Source organism: Pararhizobium sp. LjRoot238, assembly GCF_964252955.1.
Taxonomy (GTDB): Bacteria; Pseudomonadota; Alphaproteobacteria; order Rhizobiales; family Rhizobiaceae; genus Pararhizobium.
Map to the genome: position 1 here is coordinate 1 of NZ_CAXUPP020000006.1, position 17571 is coordinate 17571.

Here is a 17571-nt window from a genome sequence, read left to right on the forward strand (position 1 = left end):
GAAACGCTCTGAATCATCGCGCCGGTGCCGGACGAAAAATGCGTCAATCTTCACAATGTCGACGGGAATGGACAACAGTGATTCGGCGGTTGAGTAACCTGTTCCAAAATCATCCACCGCGATCTTGTATCCCAGTACCCGAATGGTCTGAAGCAGCTCTGCAGCGACGAAGAGTTCCGTAATCGGCAAACTTTCGGTTATCTCTAAAACGAGACGTGACGCGAGTAAGCGGTGCTGGAAAAGCAACTCATAAAGAGCGGCCCAGTTTTGTGGATCGGAGATATTTTCGGCTGAGATATTACAACCCAAAACATCTGATGGGTGGCAAGACAACCAGTCAAAAGCGAGGCTTAGGATATGCCGCTCAAAGGTGGGAGAATTTCTGGCGGCGTCGAGAAATTCTAAAAATTCTCCTGCCGTTCTTATTGTTCCGTCAGGCTCGATGAGTCTTCCTAGGCATTCAGAATAAAGTACAATTCTGGAATCATCTACTGCGTTTACCTGTTGCAGGGCAAATCCGATCCGACCATTCTGCATTGCTTGCTCGACGGCGCCGGTGACGTTGTTGAATTTCTCAACCTTCATGTTTTGAACCGTCCCAATATGAATATCATTCCGATTGCACAGTGAATAATATACTCACAATGGGGCAAAGGCAGGCCTGTCGCAATAGAGACTGGTTTGCAATCAGCGCAATTTAGCTCGCAGTAAGTGCACAATCATTGGTAGCCGCCCTTTGGGGTTAGACTTGCTCCGCCGGAAGGGGCATCACATGGACATGCTGTCGCGCTCTCCGATCCCGTCGGTGAAGGATAGCGCGAGAGAGTCGACAGCATCAAAAAAAGCCAGGTAACGACCCGACCGCTCCGACCCGTCTCAACAGCAAGTGCCAGTACATCCGTGGTCAAATGCTGGAAACCAATGCTATGAGCCGCATATCCAGCACACCTATGACGACTCAAAGGCATGGCACCTGTCACCGGCCATTCAAAAACTGTTATCGGACGCTTCCAAAGCGAACAAATTCACAAGTGCGATTGGTTTCCCTTTACTTGAACCAGAATTGCGCGGAAAATTAAAAAATGGGAGGAAGCCCTCGGCCCCACTCTCGATAAATTGCGCTCGAACGGCTTTCGTCCCTTGATTTCAAGGGAGGACCAATCATGAAGCGGATATTGTTGTACGCGGCATCGGCCACGGCGTTATCGCTCGGCATCCCGCATGCATTCGCGCAATCGGGTAGCGTCGAGAAAGCGGTTGGCGGTTACAATTTCGAGGAAGCCGCCAAGGAGGCCCCCGGCACGAAGGATTTCCATTCGGCTGACGGTCATTTGACCTTTGCGATCGTGACGCACACAGCAGGCAATGGTTTCTTTGACCCTGTCTATGTCGGCGCAACCGTCGCCGGCAACATGATCGGTGCCAGGATCCTGCTGCTCGGTTCGGAATCGCCGGTGGATGATCCCGCCCGCGAGATCGAAATCCTGAACCAGATCGTTCAGGATCCGACCATCGACGGCATCATTATGACGACGCCGCAGGTCGGCGCCTACAACGACATCGTCAAGGCCGCCGAGGCGGCTGGCATCCCGGTCGCGACGACCAACTCGTTCGATGACACCATCCTGCACCGGAGCGGGATAAGCCACACCGGTCAGGACGCGTCGGCCGCGGCAATCGGCGGCGAGGCGCTCGCCAACTGCGTGCTTGCAAGCGGCAAGTCCAGCGGCTCGATCGTGCTGCCGTCCTCCACCGCCATGGGCAATATTGAGGTGAACAACCGCGTCACGGCCGCCTTCAATGCAATCGTGAAGACGTTGAAGGACGCCGGCAAGCTCGAGGCCTTCAAGGTTGACGCCGGTCCGGAGAACGTCGGCATTGACACGAACCCGAACGACCCGGTCAATGCCCTTGTTTCGCTCTTCGAGTCCCGTGGTGACGTGGTCGGCGCCTTTACAGCCAACAACGTCTTTACGCCGCCGCTTGTCAAGGCGGTTGCCCAGATGGGATGGACCGGCAAGTTCTGTGCCTATGGTTTCGACCTCGGTCCAACGCAGCAGGAGGGCATCTCGTCCGGGAATCTGACTGGCTCGCTCGGACAGCAGCCCTTCTTGCAGGGCTTCTGGCCTGTCATGCAGCTTTATCTGCAGATCGATCGCGGCATCGCGGCTGCCAATCTCGACACGCGCGCCCAACTGGTCACGAAGGATACGGTCGCAAACGTCGGCAAGCGCTTCGAGAACTGATTTCCGATCGAAACGTCTGAAAATCAAGGCGGGAGGGCACGAGCCGTCCCGCCGCGCAAAAGCAAGGATCGGTCGGTAGAAACCTATGGAGCTCACCACGACGACATCGCTCGGCCGCGCGCCGCCCCAGCTCGTCGGCGGCTGGGAGGCCGGACTCATCATATTCCTTGCGCTACTCTACTTCGGCGGGGCTCTCGTTAATCCGGCCTTCTTCGGATCGACGGAGGCCCTTCACGCGCTACTGCGCGACACGTCGCGCGTGGGGATCATCGCGGTTGGAATGACTTTCGTCATCGCCAACAGGGACATCGATCTCTCGGTTGGGTCCACCTACGGTCTGGTCGCGGTGGTTTTCGCCAGGCTTTTTGCGCCGAGTTTTCTCGATTTCGACCTCATCACGTCGGTGATCCTCTGCGTGCTTTTGGGCACGGTGATTGGCCTGGTCAACGGCGTGCTCGTGACTACCCTGAAAGTGCCGGCGTTCATTGCGACGCTGACGATCCTTTTCATCGGCCGCGGCTTCGTGCTCGCGCTGACGCATGGTCAGGCGATCTACTATTCCGACAAGGCGAAGGACTATGCGGTTTTCTTCCACCTGGGCGAGACGAATGTCTTCGGCTTCAATAACCAAATCGCGATCTTCGCAGTCGTCGCCATCGTCGGTGCTTGTGTGCTCGCCAAAACCCGTTGGGGCTACGAGACCTTCGCCACTGGGGGCAACGAGCAGGCGGCGGCCTATGCGGGCATTCGCACGCGCTGGGTGCGCATCCGCGCGTACCTGATCTCGTCGCTTTGCGCGACCCTTGCGGCCCTGTTGTCGGCAGCGCAGGACAAGGGTGTGACCCCTCTCTACGGCGTCAGCTGGGAGCTCACCGTTATCGCATCCGTCATTATCGGTGGGGCATCGATCCTAGGCGGCCGCGGCCGTGTGATCGGTTCCTGCCTTGGCGCGGCGGTCGTCGTCCTGATCGACAAGGTGTTGCGCGAGGGGTGGCCAATCACGCGCATCGTCCTTATCGACGGTGAAAACATCGCAGTCGGCGCCAAGTTCACCTTGCCCGCGGGTGCGGTACTGGTTTTCCTTGGGCTGCTTCTTGTCATCGCCGTGCTCATTGAACCCTACCTCATTCGGCGCCAGATCGCTGCCCGGCTTTGGGCGTGGCTCCGCGGCCAGCCACCGCCGCCGGCCTACGAGATGGGCGGGGTAGCGCTTGAGGGTGTCCAGACCAAGGGGGCGATGGCGACCGACATCGCACTCTCTGCCACGGGGTTCGGCAGTTTTCTCGCGCGCCGCGACGCGCTTGCCATTATCCTGACAGCCGTGTTGTGGCTAACGGGCTTCGCGCTGAGGCCGGACTACTGGTGGAACCTGTCCAACACCTTCGCTATCCTGCTCAACTACACCGAGCTGGCGCTCATTACGGTCGGGCTCACCTATGTCATCGCTGCCGGCGATATCGATCTCTCCGTAGGCGCGGTGCTCGCCCTTGCCGGCAGCACCGCAGCCTATTTCCTGAAGGTGCTGGGCGCCGACCCACTCACCGCGGTGACGATGGGCCTCCTCGCCGGGATGGCGGCCGGCTTCGTCAATGCCGTCGTCACGGTCGGTTTCAAACTGCCCGCCTTCGTCGCCACGCTCGGCATGTTCTACATTGCCCGAGGCCTCGCCGCCTGGTTCGTCGCAGGACAACAGCTGACCGGCTGGCCCGAGGGCTACAATCTGCTCGGCCGCAAGGTGAATGATGTTCTCCTCCATTTCGGCCTTTCGCTGCCGCCGGGGATCATTCGCATGGTGGCCGAGGTCGTCAGCGTCCAGACGATCTGGATGTTTTTCGTGGCGCTGATGGCGGGCATCGTTCTTGCGTATACACCGTTCGGGTTGAAGGTCTGCGCCACCGGCGGCAACATCCGCGCCGCCGCCTATGCCGGCATCAACACCAACCGGGCGCGCTTCATCTCGCTCTTGTTGGCGGCGCTCTGCGCGAGCATGGCGGGGATCATCAATGTCGCTTATTTTCGCAGCTTCAACCCGGTTGCCGGCCAGTTTCGTGAGCTTGATGCCATCGCTTCCGTGATCATCGGCGGTGGGTCGATCTTCGGCGGCTACGGCACCATGATCGGTGCGCTTGCAGGCGCGGCAGTAATCACGCTCGTCCGGGCGCTCCTGCAACTTAACGTCCAGGGATTCAGCATGCCGCAGCACTGGATTAATGTCTTCATCGGCATCATCCTGATCGTCGCGGTGCTGATCGACATATGGGTGCGCCAGACCAACATTTTCGGACGCCTGCAAACCCGCCTCGCAAGAGGCGCACCAACACGGGACGGTAGTCATGGCTGACGCGACACCATCCGCGCCGATCGTGGAAATGCGGGGCATCGAAAAAGCCTTCGGAGCCGTTCAGGCGCTTCGCAAGGTCGATCTCACGCTTTACCCTGGTGAGATTCTTGGCCTTGTCGGTGATAATTCGGCCGGAAAATCAACACTCATGAAGATCCTGACCGGTGCTTATCAACGCGATGCCGGTGAAATCCTGGTGGCCGGGCAACCGGTGCGCTTCAAGAGCCCGCATGAGAGTCGCGACGCCGGCATCGAGATGATCTATCAGGATTTCGCGCTTTGCGGGAACATGGACGTCGGCCAGAACATCTTTCTTGGCCGCTGGCCGCTCAAAGGCCCCTTCGTCAATCGGCGGAAGATGTATGCGGACGCCGACAGCGTGCTGAAACGTCTCAAAGTCGACGTGAACTCCGTCTATCAGAAGGTCGAAAGCCTGTCGGGCGGCCGCCAGCAATCTGTTGCGATTGCCCGCGCGATCTCATTCGAGCCGCGCGTCGTGATCCTCGACGAACCGACCGCCAACCTTTCCGTGATGGCGACCGAACGGCTGCTCGAAACCATGCTGGAACTGAAGAAGCAGGGCGTTGCCCAGATCATCATCTCACACCGCCTTGTCGACATTTTTGCCGTGGGTGATCGCGTCATGGTTCTGAAGCGCGGTGAGTATGTCGGCGACCGCTACATCAGGAATACGGACGAGCATGAAGTGCTGGAGATTATCGTTTCCGGCACACGGGAGAGAGCGCTGACAGCCGATGAGGCAAGATCCCTTGCTCCATCGATTGCGCCATGACGGCATCGTCGTGCCCCCCGTGCTCGACGGCCCCATCGACGGCATCACTTTCACCGCATGGATCCATGCAGCGCCTAGCCACAACGCTTAAACACGGCGACATTGTCATCCTCGACAATCTGGGAAGCCACAGAGGCAGACACGCGCGTGACGCCATCCGCGATTGTGGCGCGCAGCTGTTCAAGGGCCGTTTGACAGGGACCCCTCTGCGTTGAAAAATAATAATTGCGATTTCAATTGAATATGGAATTTCCCGGCAGGGTCACTTTTCAACGCTTGATCACATGGAAGCGCGCGCTCACAATTTCCCGAACGCCACACCTCTCCAACCCCAGCCGGCCTGGTGAGCGGCGTTAATTAGGGGCGTCTTTATTTCGGCGGTATTGAAGCGATATTCGTAAACCTTGCCGTAGGACAAATCCTCCTTGAAGGCGAAGGCCATGCCGAAGCTTTTTTCCCACTTCCGACCGCGAAACGCATCAGCGCTCAACGCAAGCGTGGGCACACCGGCGCGCCATTCGACAGACCATTCCTGATCGACGGCACGGACTTCGCAATTGGCAACGTCGAATTTCATCAGCACCTTGAACACCCTTTGCAGCCCTGCTTTGGCAAATAGTTCGTACCAGCGGGCATCGATGATCTTCCACTCGGCGACGAGATCGACGCCTTCCGGCTTGCCATCACGAATGATGAACGGCGCGGTTTTTCTATTGATGGCGAGAAGATCGTTGTGAAGCGCTGCCGTCGATTGGCGCGCCACGCCCTTCGGCGCCGGTTTATATCCTATCAGCCAGTCGAACAATTTCATTGTAGGTCTCCTCAGCGGCACTGTGGGAATCTCTACAATAAGAAACGTTAAGCAAGATCGAAGTTCTTGGCCCAGTCGGCCCGAAGCTGACGAGGTGAAACGGCTCTTCTCCGACCGCGGCTCACAACACGCCACTCAGGTTTGTCTGGATGCATTGGCCGACGGTGATCTGATCGGCAAAATGGACCGCAGGGGAAATCCCTACAACAACGCCAAGACTAAAAGCTTCATGAAGACGTTGAAGATTGAAGCGGTTTACCCGATGGCATTCGAAACGTTCAGCGATGTTGCTGAACACCTGCGCCACCTCATAGAGGAGGTCTACAACACACGCAGGCTTCATTCGCCGCCCGGCAATCTCAGCCCGCGGCAGCTCGAGGATCAACACAACCGGCAGGCTGGCAAACGGCGGCCTGATTGTTGTCCGTCCTTACAGCGCCGCGCGTCAAATATGACGCGCAAAGGACGCTGTAGCACTTTGAAACTGCTGCATAATTTTATCCTTAAATCGATTCCGATTTAAGGAATTATGCAGTAGGGGCGCACTCCAATTCACGCCGGGGTTCGACGACGAGTAATACATTTTGGTGGCGCCGACCGGCCTCCAAGTCTCATGTGCACGGTGCGATAGCCGCAGGTGGCCAAGAAGCTTCTGCCTTATCTTTTGGTGATTCTGGCGTATATTGAAGCTATGAATATTTATCGGATGATGGTGCGACCCCGGAGGTTTTGCCAACAAGCAATCCGAATCTTCGCTCTCGCACTCATCTTGGGTTCGGCATCCCTATTTTCCGTCGCACCGACAGCGGGTTCGGAGCGCGTCGCCTTACTTCTGCGATTGAATGGCGCCGTCAGCCCGGCGTCGGCCGACTACGTGAAACGCGGCCTTGAGCTTGCCAACGAACGCGAAGTGACGCTGGTCGTACTGCAATTGGACACACCCGGCGGCCTCGATACATCAATGCGAGAAATCATTCGCGCAATCCTTGCCTCGTCCGTGCCTGTCGCGAGTTTCGTGGCCCCGAGTGGCGCGCGCGCGGCCAGCGCCGGCACTTACATTTTATATGCCAGCCATATCGCTGCCATGGCGCCAGGCACCAATTTGGGAGCGGCAACGCCCATTGCCCTCGGCGGGAGCGGATTCGACGGTGACGACAACCGCGACGGCAAGGGACAACAGCCGCGCAACACCACAGAGGCCAAAGCAGTAAACGACGCGGCTGCCTATCTTCGGGGTCTGGCTGAGCTTCGCAATCGCAATGCCGACTGGGCAGAACGGGCGGTGCGCGACGCTGCAAGCCTTTCATCGACCGCTGCCGAACGAGAAAAAGTCATCGATTTCACCGCTACCACCGTTGATGATCTGTTGGCGCAAGCCAATGGTCGTACGGTGCGCGTGGGAGAGGCGGACATACGGCTCGATACAACCGGTCTCATCGTCCAAAACGTCGAGCCCGACTGGAGGACGCGCCTGCTCTCGGTCATTGCCGATCCGAACGTGGCACTCATCCTGATGATCATTGGTATCTACGGCCTGATTTTCGAGTTTCTTACGCCCGGGGCGGTGATACCTGGAACCGTCGGGGGCATAAGTCTTTTACTCGGTCTTTATGCTTTGGCCATGCTGCCGGTAAGTTACGCGGGAGTCGGCCTCGTCGTCCTTGCTGTTACGCTGTTCGTTGCGGAAGCGCATACGCCGACGTTCGGCGTCCTGGGCCTCGGTGGTTCTGTCGCGCTCGTTCTGGGCGCAACAATTCTCTTCGATACGGATGTGCCGGATTTGGAAGTGAGCTGGCCAGTCCTGGTTGGCATCGGCATTTCAGGCCTTGCTTTCAGCCTCATTGTCGCTCGGCTTGCATTCACCGCGCGCCGGCACGCCGTCGTGACGGGTGCGGAGCAGATGATCGGCATTTCAGGCAAAGTTTCCGATTGGACGGACACCACCGGCTACATCGTCGCCCATGGAGAGCGCTGGAGGGCCGTCTCCGCCGAACGGCTCGCAGCCGGAGAAGATGTGACGGTCATCGCTCGAGAGGGGCTAACGCTGGAGGTTGCCCGCAAACCGCGCAGAGATCAACGGCCTCTGGAAGGCAGGGAGAAAAGCGCATGACCATGTTTGGAGTTTTTATCTTCTATGTCGCCGCGATCATCCTATTGCTGGTTATCATCGCGAGTGCGATCAAGATCCTGCGCGAGTATGAGCGCGGAGTTGTTTTCACACTTGGCCGATTCACCGGCGTGAAGGGGCCTGGATTGATCCTGCTTGTTCCCTACGTGCAGCAGATGGTGCGGGTCGATTTGCGGACGCGCGTTCTCGATGTACCCAGCCAGGACGTCATCTCTCGTGACAACGTCTCGGTCCGCGTCAGTGCGGTGATTTATTTCAGGGTCATCGATCCCGAAAAATCGACGATTCAGGTCGAGGATTTCATGGCGGCCACGAGCCAGCTTGCCCAGACGACGTTGCGCTCGGTGCTCGGCAAGCACGATCTCGACGAGATGCTCTCGGAACGCGACAGGCTCAACGAAGATATCCAGAAAATACTCGACACCCAAACTGACGCGTGGGGTATCAAAGTCGCCAACGTCGAGATCAAACATGTCGACATCAACGAATCGATGATCCGTGCGATCGCCCGCCAGGCGGAGGCCGAACGCGAGCGGCGCGCGAAAGTCATAAATGCCGAGGGCGAGCAGCAGGCCGCAGCGAAGCTGGTGGAGGCGGCCGAAATCCTGGCCCGGCAGCCTCTGGCCATGCAGTTGCGCTACTTGAGCGCGTTGAACGTCATTGCCGGAGAAAAGAACTCAACGATTATATTCCCCTTCCCGATGGAACTCGTTCACCTCCTGGCCGCCAGGCCGGACACAACTAAATGATGACCACGATTCGTCGGTGCAGTTCGCTGCCGGATATTGATCGCGAGCGTTCATCGAACCTTCTGACCTGGATGCGCTTCGCCGCATCCTGGAAGACCATTGCGATCACAGGAGAGCGCCTTTTCCATCGTTGTCGCGAGTGATGCATTCGACCTGAAGCGGGAGGCACTACTGAAATCAGCCCGCCACGAGATCCACCGCCAAGAAGAATGCCCGCGGAGGCCGCGGGCAAGGATGGAAAAATTTCTCAGCGATGCGACGGAAGAATTGGCCAGGGGGTGAATAATCGCTGTCCCGCGGCGTCGAAGTAGCGACGCTGGTTGATCTCACTTGAGAGGTAAACGATGTCGCCGGCATTGATCGCGACCGGCGATCGATATTCGGCGATGACGGACTGACCGTCCTCCAGCTGACAATAGAGAAATTGAGTACCGCCGAGATACTCATAAAAATCCACCTTGGCATGGAGCGTCCCTTCGCTATTGGTGGATACGCTCAAGTGCTCGGGTCGTACGCCCAAGGTAAGTTTATCGCCTGGCGACAATTTTTGCGCACCCATCGACGAAGTGATGCGGTTTGCGCCGATACGGATCGATCCATCGCCCACCCATTCCGCGTTCAGCAAGTTCATCCGCGGCGAGCCGATGAAGCCAGCGACGAAAGTGTTTGCCGGATTTTCATAGACCTCGCGCGGACTGCCGGTCTGCTCGACGCGGCCGTCGCGCAGGACGACGATCATGTCGGCCAGCGTCATGGCCTCCGTCTGGTCGTGCGTTACGTAGATCATCGTGTTGCCGAGTTCGCGGTGAAGCCTTGCGATCTCTATGCGCATTGAGACGCGCAATTCGGCATCCAGGTTGGAGAGCGGCTCATCGAACAGGAATACATCCGGCTCGCGCACGATCGCCCGGCCGATCGCCACACGCTGGCGCTGGCCGCCTGAGAGCTGTCCGGGGCGACGATCGAAGAGATGGTCGATCTTCAGGATCGCCGATGCCGCCTTGACGCGGCTCTCGATCTTGGCGGTTTCCGTGTGCGCCATCTTCAGCCCGAAGGCTAGGTTTTCGCGCACGCTCATATGCGGGTAAAGCGCATAGGACTGGAAGACCATGGCGATGCCGCGATCGGAGGGATCGAGATCGGTAACGTTGCGTCCCTTGATGTCGATCTCGCCGTCGGTGACGTCCTCCAGGCCCGCGATCATCCTCAGAAGCGTCGATTTTCCGCATCCGGACGGGCCGACAAAGACCACGAAGGAACCCTCCGCGATCGTCAGGTCGATCCCGTGAATGACCTCCAGGCTGCCGAAGCTCTTGCGGATATCGGTCAGCACAACACCGGTATCGGTCATCTCATTCATCGCTCAGGCCACCCGCTCTGACCCAGACGAGCATTTCGCCCGGCGCCCGGTTGTCCCAGAAAGGATAGGGCACAAACCGCGCCGTTCCTTTCTTTGCCTTGGGAGGCGCGGTTCGGTAAAGTGCGCTGCCCCAGTCGGCTTCGTCGCTCATGACGGGCAGATCGAGCGCCACGGCACCGCGCAGTTCGGGGATTTCAGCCGTCTTTGCGCTGAAGAGATCGCCGGTCAACTGGATGGCATTCAGCCCCTTGCCATTGTCGGCTGCCTCTACGCAATAAACCAGCGGGCCGCGCATCAGAGCGGTGCGACCGGCGTCCTGGCGCACAAGCGGATTGGCAAAGAGGGCTCGGGGTGCGAGCGGAATATCGAGATCGATATGGTCGCCGCTTTTCCATTCCCGCTCAATGCGGGCATAGCCATCGATCGTCACCTTGGCCAGATCCACGGCCTCGCCATTGACCTTCAACGTCGACCCATCGGCCCATTCGGGAATGCGCAGCGAAATGACGAAACGAGCCGCCTTGTCCGCCTTCATATCGAAACGGATCGCGCCGTCCCAGGGATAGCGGGTCTTCTGGGCCAACTCGATTTTTGCGCCGCCGATTTCGAAGCGTGCCGTGCTCTCCCCGTAGAGATGCACGGCGATCTCGTCTTCCGCCAAGGCATACATATAGGAGCCGATGGAAGCGAGAAGGCGGGCGATATTCGGCGGGCAGCAAGGGCAATGATGCCAGACCCAGCGGTGATGCTTGCCACCGCTTTCGAGCGGATTTTCGTAGAAGAAGGTCTTGCCGTCGAGCGACAGCCCAGACATGGCGCCGTTATAGAGCGCCTGTTCCATGATGTCGGCATAGCGCCGGTTCGGACCGCGGCCGAGCATGCGATTGGCCCAGAAGACCAGGCCAACGGAGGCGCAGGTCTCGGCATAGGCGCTTTCGTTGGGCAGGTCATAGTAGTCAGTGAAGCCTTCGTTGGACGCCGCCGGACCAATACCGCCGGTCACATACATCTGCTTGGTCGTCAGGTCGTCCCAAAGGGTTTCCAGCGCGGCGGTCAGGCTGTCGTCGTTATATTCCGTGGCGACGTCTGCCATGCCGGAATAGAGATACATGGCGCGCACGGCGTGGCCGACGACCTTCTTCTGATCGCGCACCGGCTCGTGCGACTGACTATACTCATAGGTCTTCTGAATGAAGTTGGCGGGGTCGCGTCCGTCGCGGATCGTTTCCTCGGTGAAGTAGTGCGGCTCGGCCCCTCGCTCGTCGATGAAGAACTTGCACAGATCGAGATATTTCTTCTGGCCAGTCACGCGTGCCAGTTTCACCAGCGCCAGTTCGATTTCCTCATGGCCGCAATAGCCGCGTTTCTGTCCCTCGCCATAGCCGAAAACCTTGATCAGGTAGTCGGCACAGCGGCACATAACGTCGAGCAGCTTACGCTTCCCTGTCGCTTGAAAATAGGCGACGGCGCCTTCGATCAGGTGACCGGCGCAATAGAGTTCGTGATGGTCGCGCAGGTTGGTCCAGCGGCGGCCGGGCTGGACGCGCTGGAACCAAGCGTTCAGATAGCCATCCGCGTCCTGCATCTTCTCGTACATGTCAATGATTTCGTCGACGCGGGCCTCGAGCTTCGGATTGGGCCGGCGGTAGAGCGAATAGGCAACCGTCTCGATCGACTTGCCGAGGTCGCTGTCCCAGAACATCTGCGTGGTGCCGCCCCAGGGCTGGATCGGTATGACAACGCCGGGGCTCGGCTGGCTCATGTCGATCGCACGCACCATGCCGGCCTCGACGCAGCGGTCGAGCAGCGTTTCGGCGGTAGTATCGCAGATCGCGTCCTGGCGGTCGCCGAACAGTCCCTGGATATCGACACTGGGCACGGGCAGGGGGCGGAACTGGCGGTCTCTCTTCGTCCTGTTCATGGCTTCATCCATTTCTTGAGGTCATTTCACCGCGCCGGCCATCAGCCCACGCATGTAGTAGCGTTGCAGAAGCAGGAAGACGACTAGGCAGGGGACCGTCATGACGGCGACACCGGCTTGCACGGCGCCCCAGTTGACGGCGCCGAGACGCCCGGCGCGCACCGCCATCATCAGGACAGGCAGCGTGTATTTCTCGTTACTGGACAGCAGGATCAGCGCCGCGAGGAATTCGTTCCAGGCATTGAGGAAAGCAAAGATTGCGACAGTCGCAACACCCGGCAGGACCAGCGGCAGAAGCACGCGGACGAGCAGCCTCAGATCCCGCGCACCGTCGATGCGCGCGGCCTCCTCGATCTCCTTCGGCACGGCGTCGAAGGCGTTGCGCATCATGAAGACAGAGAAGGGAAGCTGCAGCGTCACATAGACGAGTGTCAGTCCAAGCAGCGAATTGTTGAGCCCGAGCTTGGCCAGGATGATGAACAGCGGCGTCAGGATCGACTGGAACGGGATCATCAGGGTGGCGATGATCAGCACGAACAGCACGTTCTTCAGCGGAAACCGATAGCGCGAGAAGCCATAGCCGGCGAGCAGGCTGACGGCGACGGTCAGCACCACCGTCGCGACCGACACCAGCAGCGAGTTGATCGTATGCTGCCAGATGCCAGCGCCAAAACTGTCGAGGGACTGGTAGGAATCAAGGCTGACCCCGGTCGTCGGCCATGGCGGCAGCGGCGGCAGGCGGGCCTCCGTCCCATGGCGGAACGAGGAGAGGAAGGTGATGACGAAGGGCGCCAGGAAAAACAGCGCGATGGCTAGGCCGGCCGCATGATAGGCCGTCTTCGCCCGAAACGCTTTGCGGGCGCGGCGTTCTTTCGAAAGGCTCATGGCCGCTCCTCCCCGACGCGCAGCAGCCAGAGCTGGACGATGCTGATCGCGACCAGAATGGCGAGAAGGGCGATAGAGAGAGCGGCACCGTAGCCGAGATTGAAGGACACGAAGGACTGGTTGAAGATGTAATACACGACCGAGATCATCCGGTTCTGCGGTCCGCCGCTGGTCATGATGTAGAACTGGTCGAAGGCAAGGATCGATCCGGTGACGGAGATAATCAGGGCCAGCGCAATCGTCTTGCGCATCAAGGGCAGCGTCAGATGCCGGAAGCGCTGCCAGCGTCCGGCGCCGTCGATACGGGCGGCTTCCGTCAGTTCGGATGGAATCGCCTGCAGGCCGGTCAGAAGAATGATCATGGTGAAGCCGGCGATCTTCCAGACGACCATGACGATGATGGTGAGGAAGGCACTATCGAAGGTGGCGAGCAGGTTGGGGCTCTTGTCCACCCATCCGAACGCCCTCAGCGCCGGTCCGATGAAGCCGCTATCGACATTGGCAAGCCACACCCAGAGCAGCGAGGCCGTTGCCAGGCCGACAACAACGGGCAGGAAGATGATGGTGCGGTAGGCGCTGACGAAGCGCCGTTGTTTTTCCACGAAGATCGCCAGCGGAAAGGCGACGGCGAAGATCGCGATAGTGACGATGACGGTATAACAGGCCGTGAATTGCAGCGCCGACATGAAGCGGGCGTCGTGAAACATGCGGACATAGTTCTTGAAGCCGATCCAACGCGTGCCGCCCATCAGCGGCCAGTTGTGCAGGCTCATCCATCCGGTGAAGATGACCGGCATGACGAAGAACAGGATGACGAGCGCCATCGCCGGCGCGATGTACATCAAGCCGCGCCAACCCGATCTGCGCCGTCGCCTGCGTCGGGACAATAGGTCCTTCGAACCGAAACCGGTCATCGAAATGCTCCGCATTCGTTTTTAAAAAAATTTGGCCGGAAGGCGGGCTTTTGAGAGATTACTGGCCACTGTCGATGATCGACTGCATCTCGCTCTGCGCATTGGCAAAAGCACCATCCACGTCATCACCGAAAATGGCTGCGTTGGTGAAGCTCGCCCAGGGACCGTTGGCGCTGTTGATCAGGTCGTTGAACTGCAGCGTATAGGGCGTCTTGGCGACGGAAATGGCTTGGATACCCACCTGCAGCCGGGGATCGAGACCTTCCAGCACCTTATCGGCGATATCGCCGCGCGTCGGCAGACTGCCATATTTCGCCATGATCTTTTGGCCGTCCTCGGAATAGATATATTCGAGGAATTCCTTGACGGCGTCGATCTTCGGCGTGCCCTTGGTGATGACGAAATTGTCGCCGCCGGCGAAGGAGGATGTTCCGCCCGCGGCGCCGGGGATCAGCGTCACGCCGAAGTTGATATCAGGATGCTCGGTCACCAGCGATCCGATGGCAAAGGCGCCAATGCTCTGCTGGCCGATCTTGCCGTTGGTGAAGGTCAGGAAGTTGGCACCGTTGTCGCTGGCGGCACCGGCTGGCACCAGGTCCTTCTTGACCATGTTGCGATAGATATCGACAGCCTTGCGCATTTGCGGCGTATCGAGCGTTGCCGTCTTGCTGTCGGCCGACAGGATGTCGGCGCCGGAACCCCAGACGAGCGGGGAGAAGGTGAAGATCATGCAGCCGCCGCAACCGCCGCCGGAGAAATAGAAGCCGTAGGTATCGTCACCCAGCGCCCGGATCTTCTCCGCATTGGCGGTGATTTCATCCCAGGTCGCCGGCGCTTTTTCCGGGTCGAGACCGGCTTTCTTGTAGAGGTCCTTGTTCCAGGCGAAGACCGACGTCTCGACGGAAAGCGGCAGGCCGTAGATGTGGTCCTCATAGGTGCCGAGTTTGACATGCGACGGCGATAGCGAATTGAAATAGGGCAGCGATTTCGCCCAGTCCGTCAGGTCTTCGAGCTGGCCGGCCGCCGCAAAGGCGGGATTGTAGATGAGGTCCATCGAAAGGGCGTCGGGCGCCTGTCCGCCGGCGATCGCCGTCGCATATTTCTGCACCAGTTCCGAGAACGGCACCTCGGTCATCGAGACCTGGTTCTCGTGGCTGGAGTTGTAGGATTCGACGGCCTTCTTGAAGGCTTCGCCGATGCCGGTACGAACCCACATTTCGACCTTTTCGGCGGCCGATGCGCCGGACACCAGGCACAGGGTAGCGATGCTGGTCGCTGCCAATAGACGCTTGATCATGATATTCCTCCCAATATGGCGCATCTCCTCGCGCCTTTGCTTATTCCCTCGGGATGTTGCCCCCGCATGACTGCCGGACAACCAGCCGGCATGGCAGTTTCCTCACGCCCGGCTCGACCGGCCGTCCCTCCGCCAGCGCCAGCACGGTCAGTCCCGCCTGCCGCCCGAGTTCCTTCAGCTCCATATCGACCGTCGTCAGTGGTGGCCGTGTCTGGGCCGCGACAATCTCCCAATTGTCGAAGCCGATGACGGACACATCCTCAGGCACCTTGATGCCGCGCTCGCGCAAGGCATCGACTGCTCCGCGCGCGATCTGGTCGTTGCCGCAGAGGAGTGCGTCCGGTTTTTCTCCCAGGTTCTTCCAGATCTCCTCGATCGCATCATGGCCCCAGCTTTCGGACCAGACGCCATACATGACCGGTTCGCCTTCACCGGCGGCCTCGCGATAGGCGCCGGCGCGCTCCCGCACGGAAAAGAATTCCTGCGGCCCGGTGACATGCACGATCCGGTTGCGCCCGATCTTCAAAAGCCATTCCACCGCCAGCCTTGCGCCTTGGGCGTCGTCCGATCGGAACGTCACGCTGTTCGGCGTCCCCTCGGTGAAGGCATAGACCACCGGAACCGGCAGGTTGGAGAGATCGACCGGCAGCCGTTTGTCGAGCCGTTTGCCGGTGGCGATGATACCATCCACCTGCTTGTCGAGCATTGCCTCGACATGAATCTGCCCGAGCGCCGGATCGTCCTCGATGGCGCAGAGGAAAACCGAAACCCCATGATCGACCAATGCCTCCGAGATGCCGGCCATCACCGGCAGGGTGAAGCGGCCGTATGTGTCGTTGGTCAAAAGGCCGATGGTGAAGCTGCGCTTGCTGAGCAGGCCGCGGGCGAGCGCGTTCGGGCGAAAGCCGATGTCGCTTGCGACCCGCTTCACGCGTTCACGCGTTTCGTCTCCCATGCGTCCCTTGTTGTTCAGCGCTTTCGACGCAGTCGAAATGCTCACGCCCGCCGCCGCCGCAACGTCATGAATGGTTATGCGCTTTTTCGCTCCTCCGGTATCCAGCACTTCCTCCCTTTGTTGGAAGGAGAAAAGCTTTTACCATGAAAAATGTCAAGTGAGAAAAGGTTTTCTCACTTGACATTCTTTTTCGCCATTAGGATGTTTTGGAATGCTGATATCGCGACTTCCTGCCTCTTTATGCCGGTGTGATCGATTATCCGGTTCTGGCAGACAAATGGCAGACAGGTGTGGCCATCAGCGCAGTCAATGAGTTGCTGATGCGGTTCCATCTGTGAGGCATCGCCGACATCCTGCTCCGTTAGGGTATGTGCAATGCCGATGACGGGGCGGCGTAAGAATGGCACAGGTTTTTGGGGTGGGGATGAGCGGCACGCGGCAAGGAGCGTCCGGGAGCGAAACAGGTCGCACCGTGTCTTGAAGTCGGTCGCCCGATGTAATACCTTAATTTCAGCAATCCTTACCGAGGTTGATGATGAGCGCGAAAGTAACGACGAAAGGCCAAGTGACCATTCCGAAACCGGTGCGGGATTTCCTTGGGATCGTGCCGGGAACGCGGGTGGATTTTCAGCGTGCTGCGGACGGCACCGTGGTTTTGACGCGGGTGGACGAAAAACGGCCTGCAAGCCGCTTCAGCAGGCTGCGCGGGCATGCCGGAAAGGGACTGAGCACCGACGCCATCATGGCGCTGACGCGCGGTGACGAGTGACCCTTGTCGACACGAACGTCCTGCTCGACGTGGTGACGGACGATCCGAACTGGGCGGACTGGTCGATCGAACAACTGGAAGCGGCAGCATTGCGCGGCCCGCTGCTGATCAATGACGTCGTCTACGCCGAGCTTGCGGTGCGCTACGAGCGGATCGAACGGCTGGAAGCCTTTCTCGCCGCGGCCGGTCTCGAAATGGCGGCCCTGCCTCGATCCGCGCTGTTTCTCGCCGGAAAAGTGTTCCAGAAGTACCGCAAGGCGGGCGGTTCGCGCGCCGGCGTCCTGCCGGATTTCTTCATTGGCGCGCACGCCGCCGTTGACCAGCTGGACCTGCTGACACGGGATACGGCGCGCTATCGGACCTATTTTCCGACGGTAAAGCTGATTACGCCCGACCGGTAGA

General features: G+C 59.3%; 17 protein-coding genes. 9 read left to right on the forward strand and 8 right to left on the reverse strand.

Annotated features, from left to right (window positions below):
- On the reverse strand, positions 1-585 hold a 585-nt coding region (locus ACSQ3F_RS28575), incomplete at its 3' end, for an EAL domain-containing protein (protein ID WP_436103533.1).
- 578 nt (positions 586-1163) lie between these two features.
- Between ACSQ3F_RS28575 and ACSQ3F_RS28580 the strand changes: the two genes are divergently transcribed.
- From ACSQ3F_RS28580 to ACSQ3F_RS28590, 3 genes are all read left to right on the forward strand, one after another.
- Complete coding sequence (locus ACSQ3F_RS28580) at positions 1164-2246, forward strand: substrate-binding domain-containing protein (protein WP_436103534.1); 1083 nt, start codon at positions 1164-1166, stop codon at positions 2244-2246.
- An 85-nt stretch (positions 2247-2331) separates the two neighbouring features.
- Positions 2332-4587, forward strand: coding sequence for an ABC transporter permease (locus ACSQ3F_RS28585; RefSeq protein WP_436103535.1), 2256 nt, complete (start codon positions 2332-2334; stop codon positions 4585-4587).
- Complete coding sequence (locus ACSQ3F_RS28590) at positions 4580-5380, forward strand: ATP-binding cassette domain-containing protein (RefSeq protein WP_436103536.1); 801 nt, start codon at positions 4580-4582, stop codon at positions 5378-5380. The genes ACSQ3F_RS28585 and ACSQ3F_RS28590 overlap by 8 nt, the downstream gene beginning before the upstream one ends.
- Positions 5381-5678: 298 nt before the next feature.
- Here the strand turns inward: ACSQ3F_RS28590 and ACSQ3F_RS28595 are convergent, their stop codons facing one another.
- Positions 5679-6191, reverse strand: a complete 513-nt coding sequence (locus ACSQ3F_RS28595) for a hypothetical protein (protein WP_436103537.1) — start codon at positions 6189-6191, stop codon at positions 5679-5681.
- 94 nt (positions 6192-6285) lie between these two features.
- On the opposite strand from ACSQ3F_RS28595, the gene ACSQ3F_RS28600 reads away from it, so the two are divergent.
- From ACSQ3F_RS28600 to ACSQ3F_RS28615, 4 genes are all read left to right on the forward strand, one after another.
- Positions 6286-6714: an integrase core domain-containing protein gene (locus tag ACSQ3F_RS28600; RefSeq protein WP_436103538.1), complete on the forward strand. Its 429-nt coding sequence runs from the start codon at positions 6286-6288 to the stop codon at positions 6712-6714.
- A gap of 186 nt (positions 6715-6900) precedes the next feature.
- A complete protein-coding gene (locus ACSQ3F_RS28605) occupies positions 6901-8301 on the forward strand; it encodes an NfeD family protein (RefSeq protein ID WP_436103657.1) in 1401 nt (466 codons plus the stop codon).
- On the forward strand, positions 8298-9068 hold the full coding sequence (locus ACSQ3F_RS28610) for a slipin family protein (RefSeq protein ID WP_436103539.1): 771 nt from the start codon (positions 8298-8300) through the stop codon (positions 9066-9068). The genes ACSQ3F_RS28605 and ACSQ3F_RS28610 overlap by 4 nt, the downstream gene beginning before the upstream one ends.
- Positions 9065-9211 (forward strand): hypothetical protein, encoded by a 147-nt coding sequence (locus ACSQ3F_RS28615; RefSeq protein ID WP_436103540.1) that lies wholly within the window; start codon positions 9065-9067, stop codon positions 9209-9211. The genes ACSQ3F_RS28610 and ACSQ3F_RS28615 overlap by 4 nt, the downstream gene beginning before the upstream one ends.
- A 104-nt stretch (positions 9212-9315) precedes the next feature.
- On the opposite strand, the gene ACSQ3F_RS28620 is transcribed toward ACSQ3F_RS28615, so the two are convergent.
- Genes ACSQ3F_RS28620 through ACSQ3F_RS28645 form a run of 6 tightly spaced genes read right to left on the reverse strand, consistent with a single transcriptional unit; the run spans position 9316 to position 16472 of the window.
- Positions 9316-10419 carry an ABC transporter ATP-binding protein gene (locus tag ACSQ3F_RS28620; protein WP_436103658.1) on the reverse strand — a complete coding sequence of 368 codons (1104 nt, stop codon included), beginning with the start codon at positions 10417-10419 and terminating at the stop codon, positions 9316-9318.
- 1 nt (position 10420) lies between these two features.
- A complete protein-coding gene (locus ACSQ3F_RS28625; RefSeq protein ID WP_436103541.1) occupies positions 10421-12349 on the reverse strand; it encodes a glycoside hydrolase family 127 protein in 1929 nt (642 codons plus the stop codon).
- Positions 12350-12370: 21 nt separating this feature from the next.
- A complete protein-coding gene (locus tag ACSQ3F_RS28630; RefSeq protein ID WP_436103542.1) occupies positions 12371-13234 on the reverse strand; it encodes a carbohydrate ABC transporter permease in 864 nt (287 codons plus the stop codon).
- Positions 13231-14148, reverse strand: a complete 918-nt coding sequence (locus tag ACSQ3F_RS28635) for a carbohydrate ABC transporter permease (RefSeq protein WP_436103543.1) — start codon at positions 14146-14148, stop codon at positions 13231-13233. The genes ACSQ3F_RS28630 and ACSQ3F_RS28635 overlap by 4 nt, the downstream gene beginning before the upstream one ends.
- Positions 14149-14206: 58 nt before the next feature.
- Positions 14207-15445: an ABC transporter substrate-binding protein gene (locus ACSQ3F_RS28640; protein ID WP_436103544.1), complete on the reverse strand. Its 1239-nt coding sequence runs from the start codon at positions 15443-15445 to the stop codon at positions 14207-14209.
- 40 nt (positions 15446-15485) lie between these two features.
- Complete coding sequence (locus ACSQ3F_RS28645; RefSeq protein ID WP_436103659.1) at positions 15486-16472, reverse strand: LacI family DNA-binding transcriptional regulator; 987 nt, start codon at positions 16470-16472, stop codon at positions 15486-15488.
- A gap of 463 nt (positions 16473-16935) precedes the next feature.
- On the opposite strand from ACSQ3F_RS28645, the gene ACSQ3F_RS28650 reads away from it, so the two are divergent.
- Entirely contained in the window at positions 16936-17169 is a 234-nt protein-coding gene (locus ACSQ3F_RS28650) for an AbrB/MazE/SpoVT family DNA-binding domain-containing protein (RefSeq protein WP_436103545.1), read from the forward strand.
- On the forward strand, positions 17166-17570 hold the full coding sequence (locus tag ACSQ3F_RS28655; RefSeq protein WP_436103546.1) for a type II toxin-antitoxin system VapC family toxin: 405 nt from the start codon (positions 17166-17168) through the stop codon (positions 17568-17570). The genes ACSQ3F_RS28650 and ACSQ3F_RS28655 overlap by 4 nt, the downstream gene beginning before the upstream one ends.
- Position 17571 lies beyond the last annotated feature (1 nt).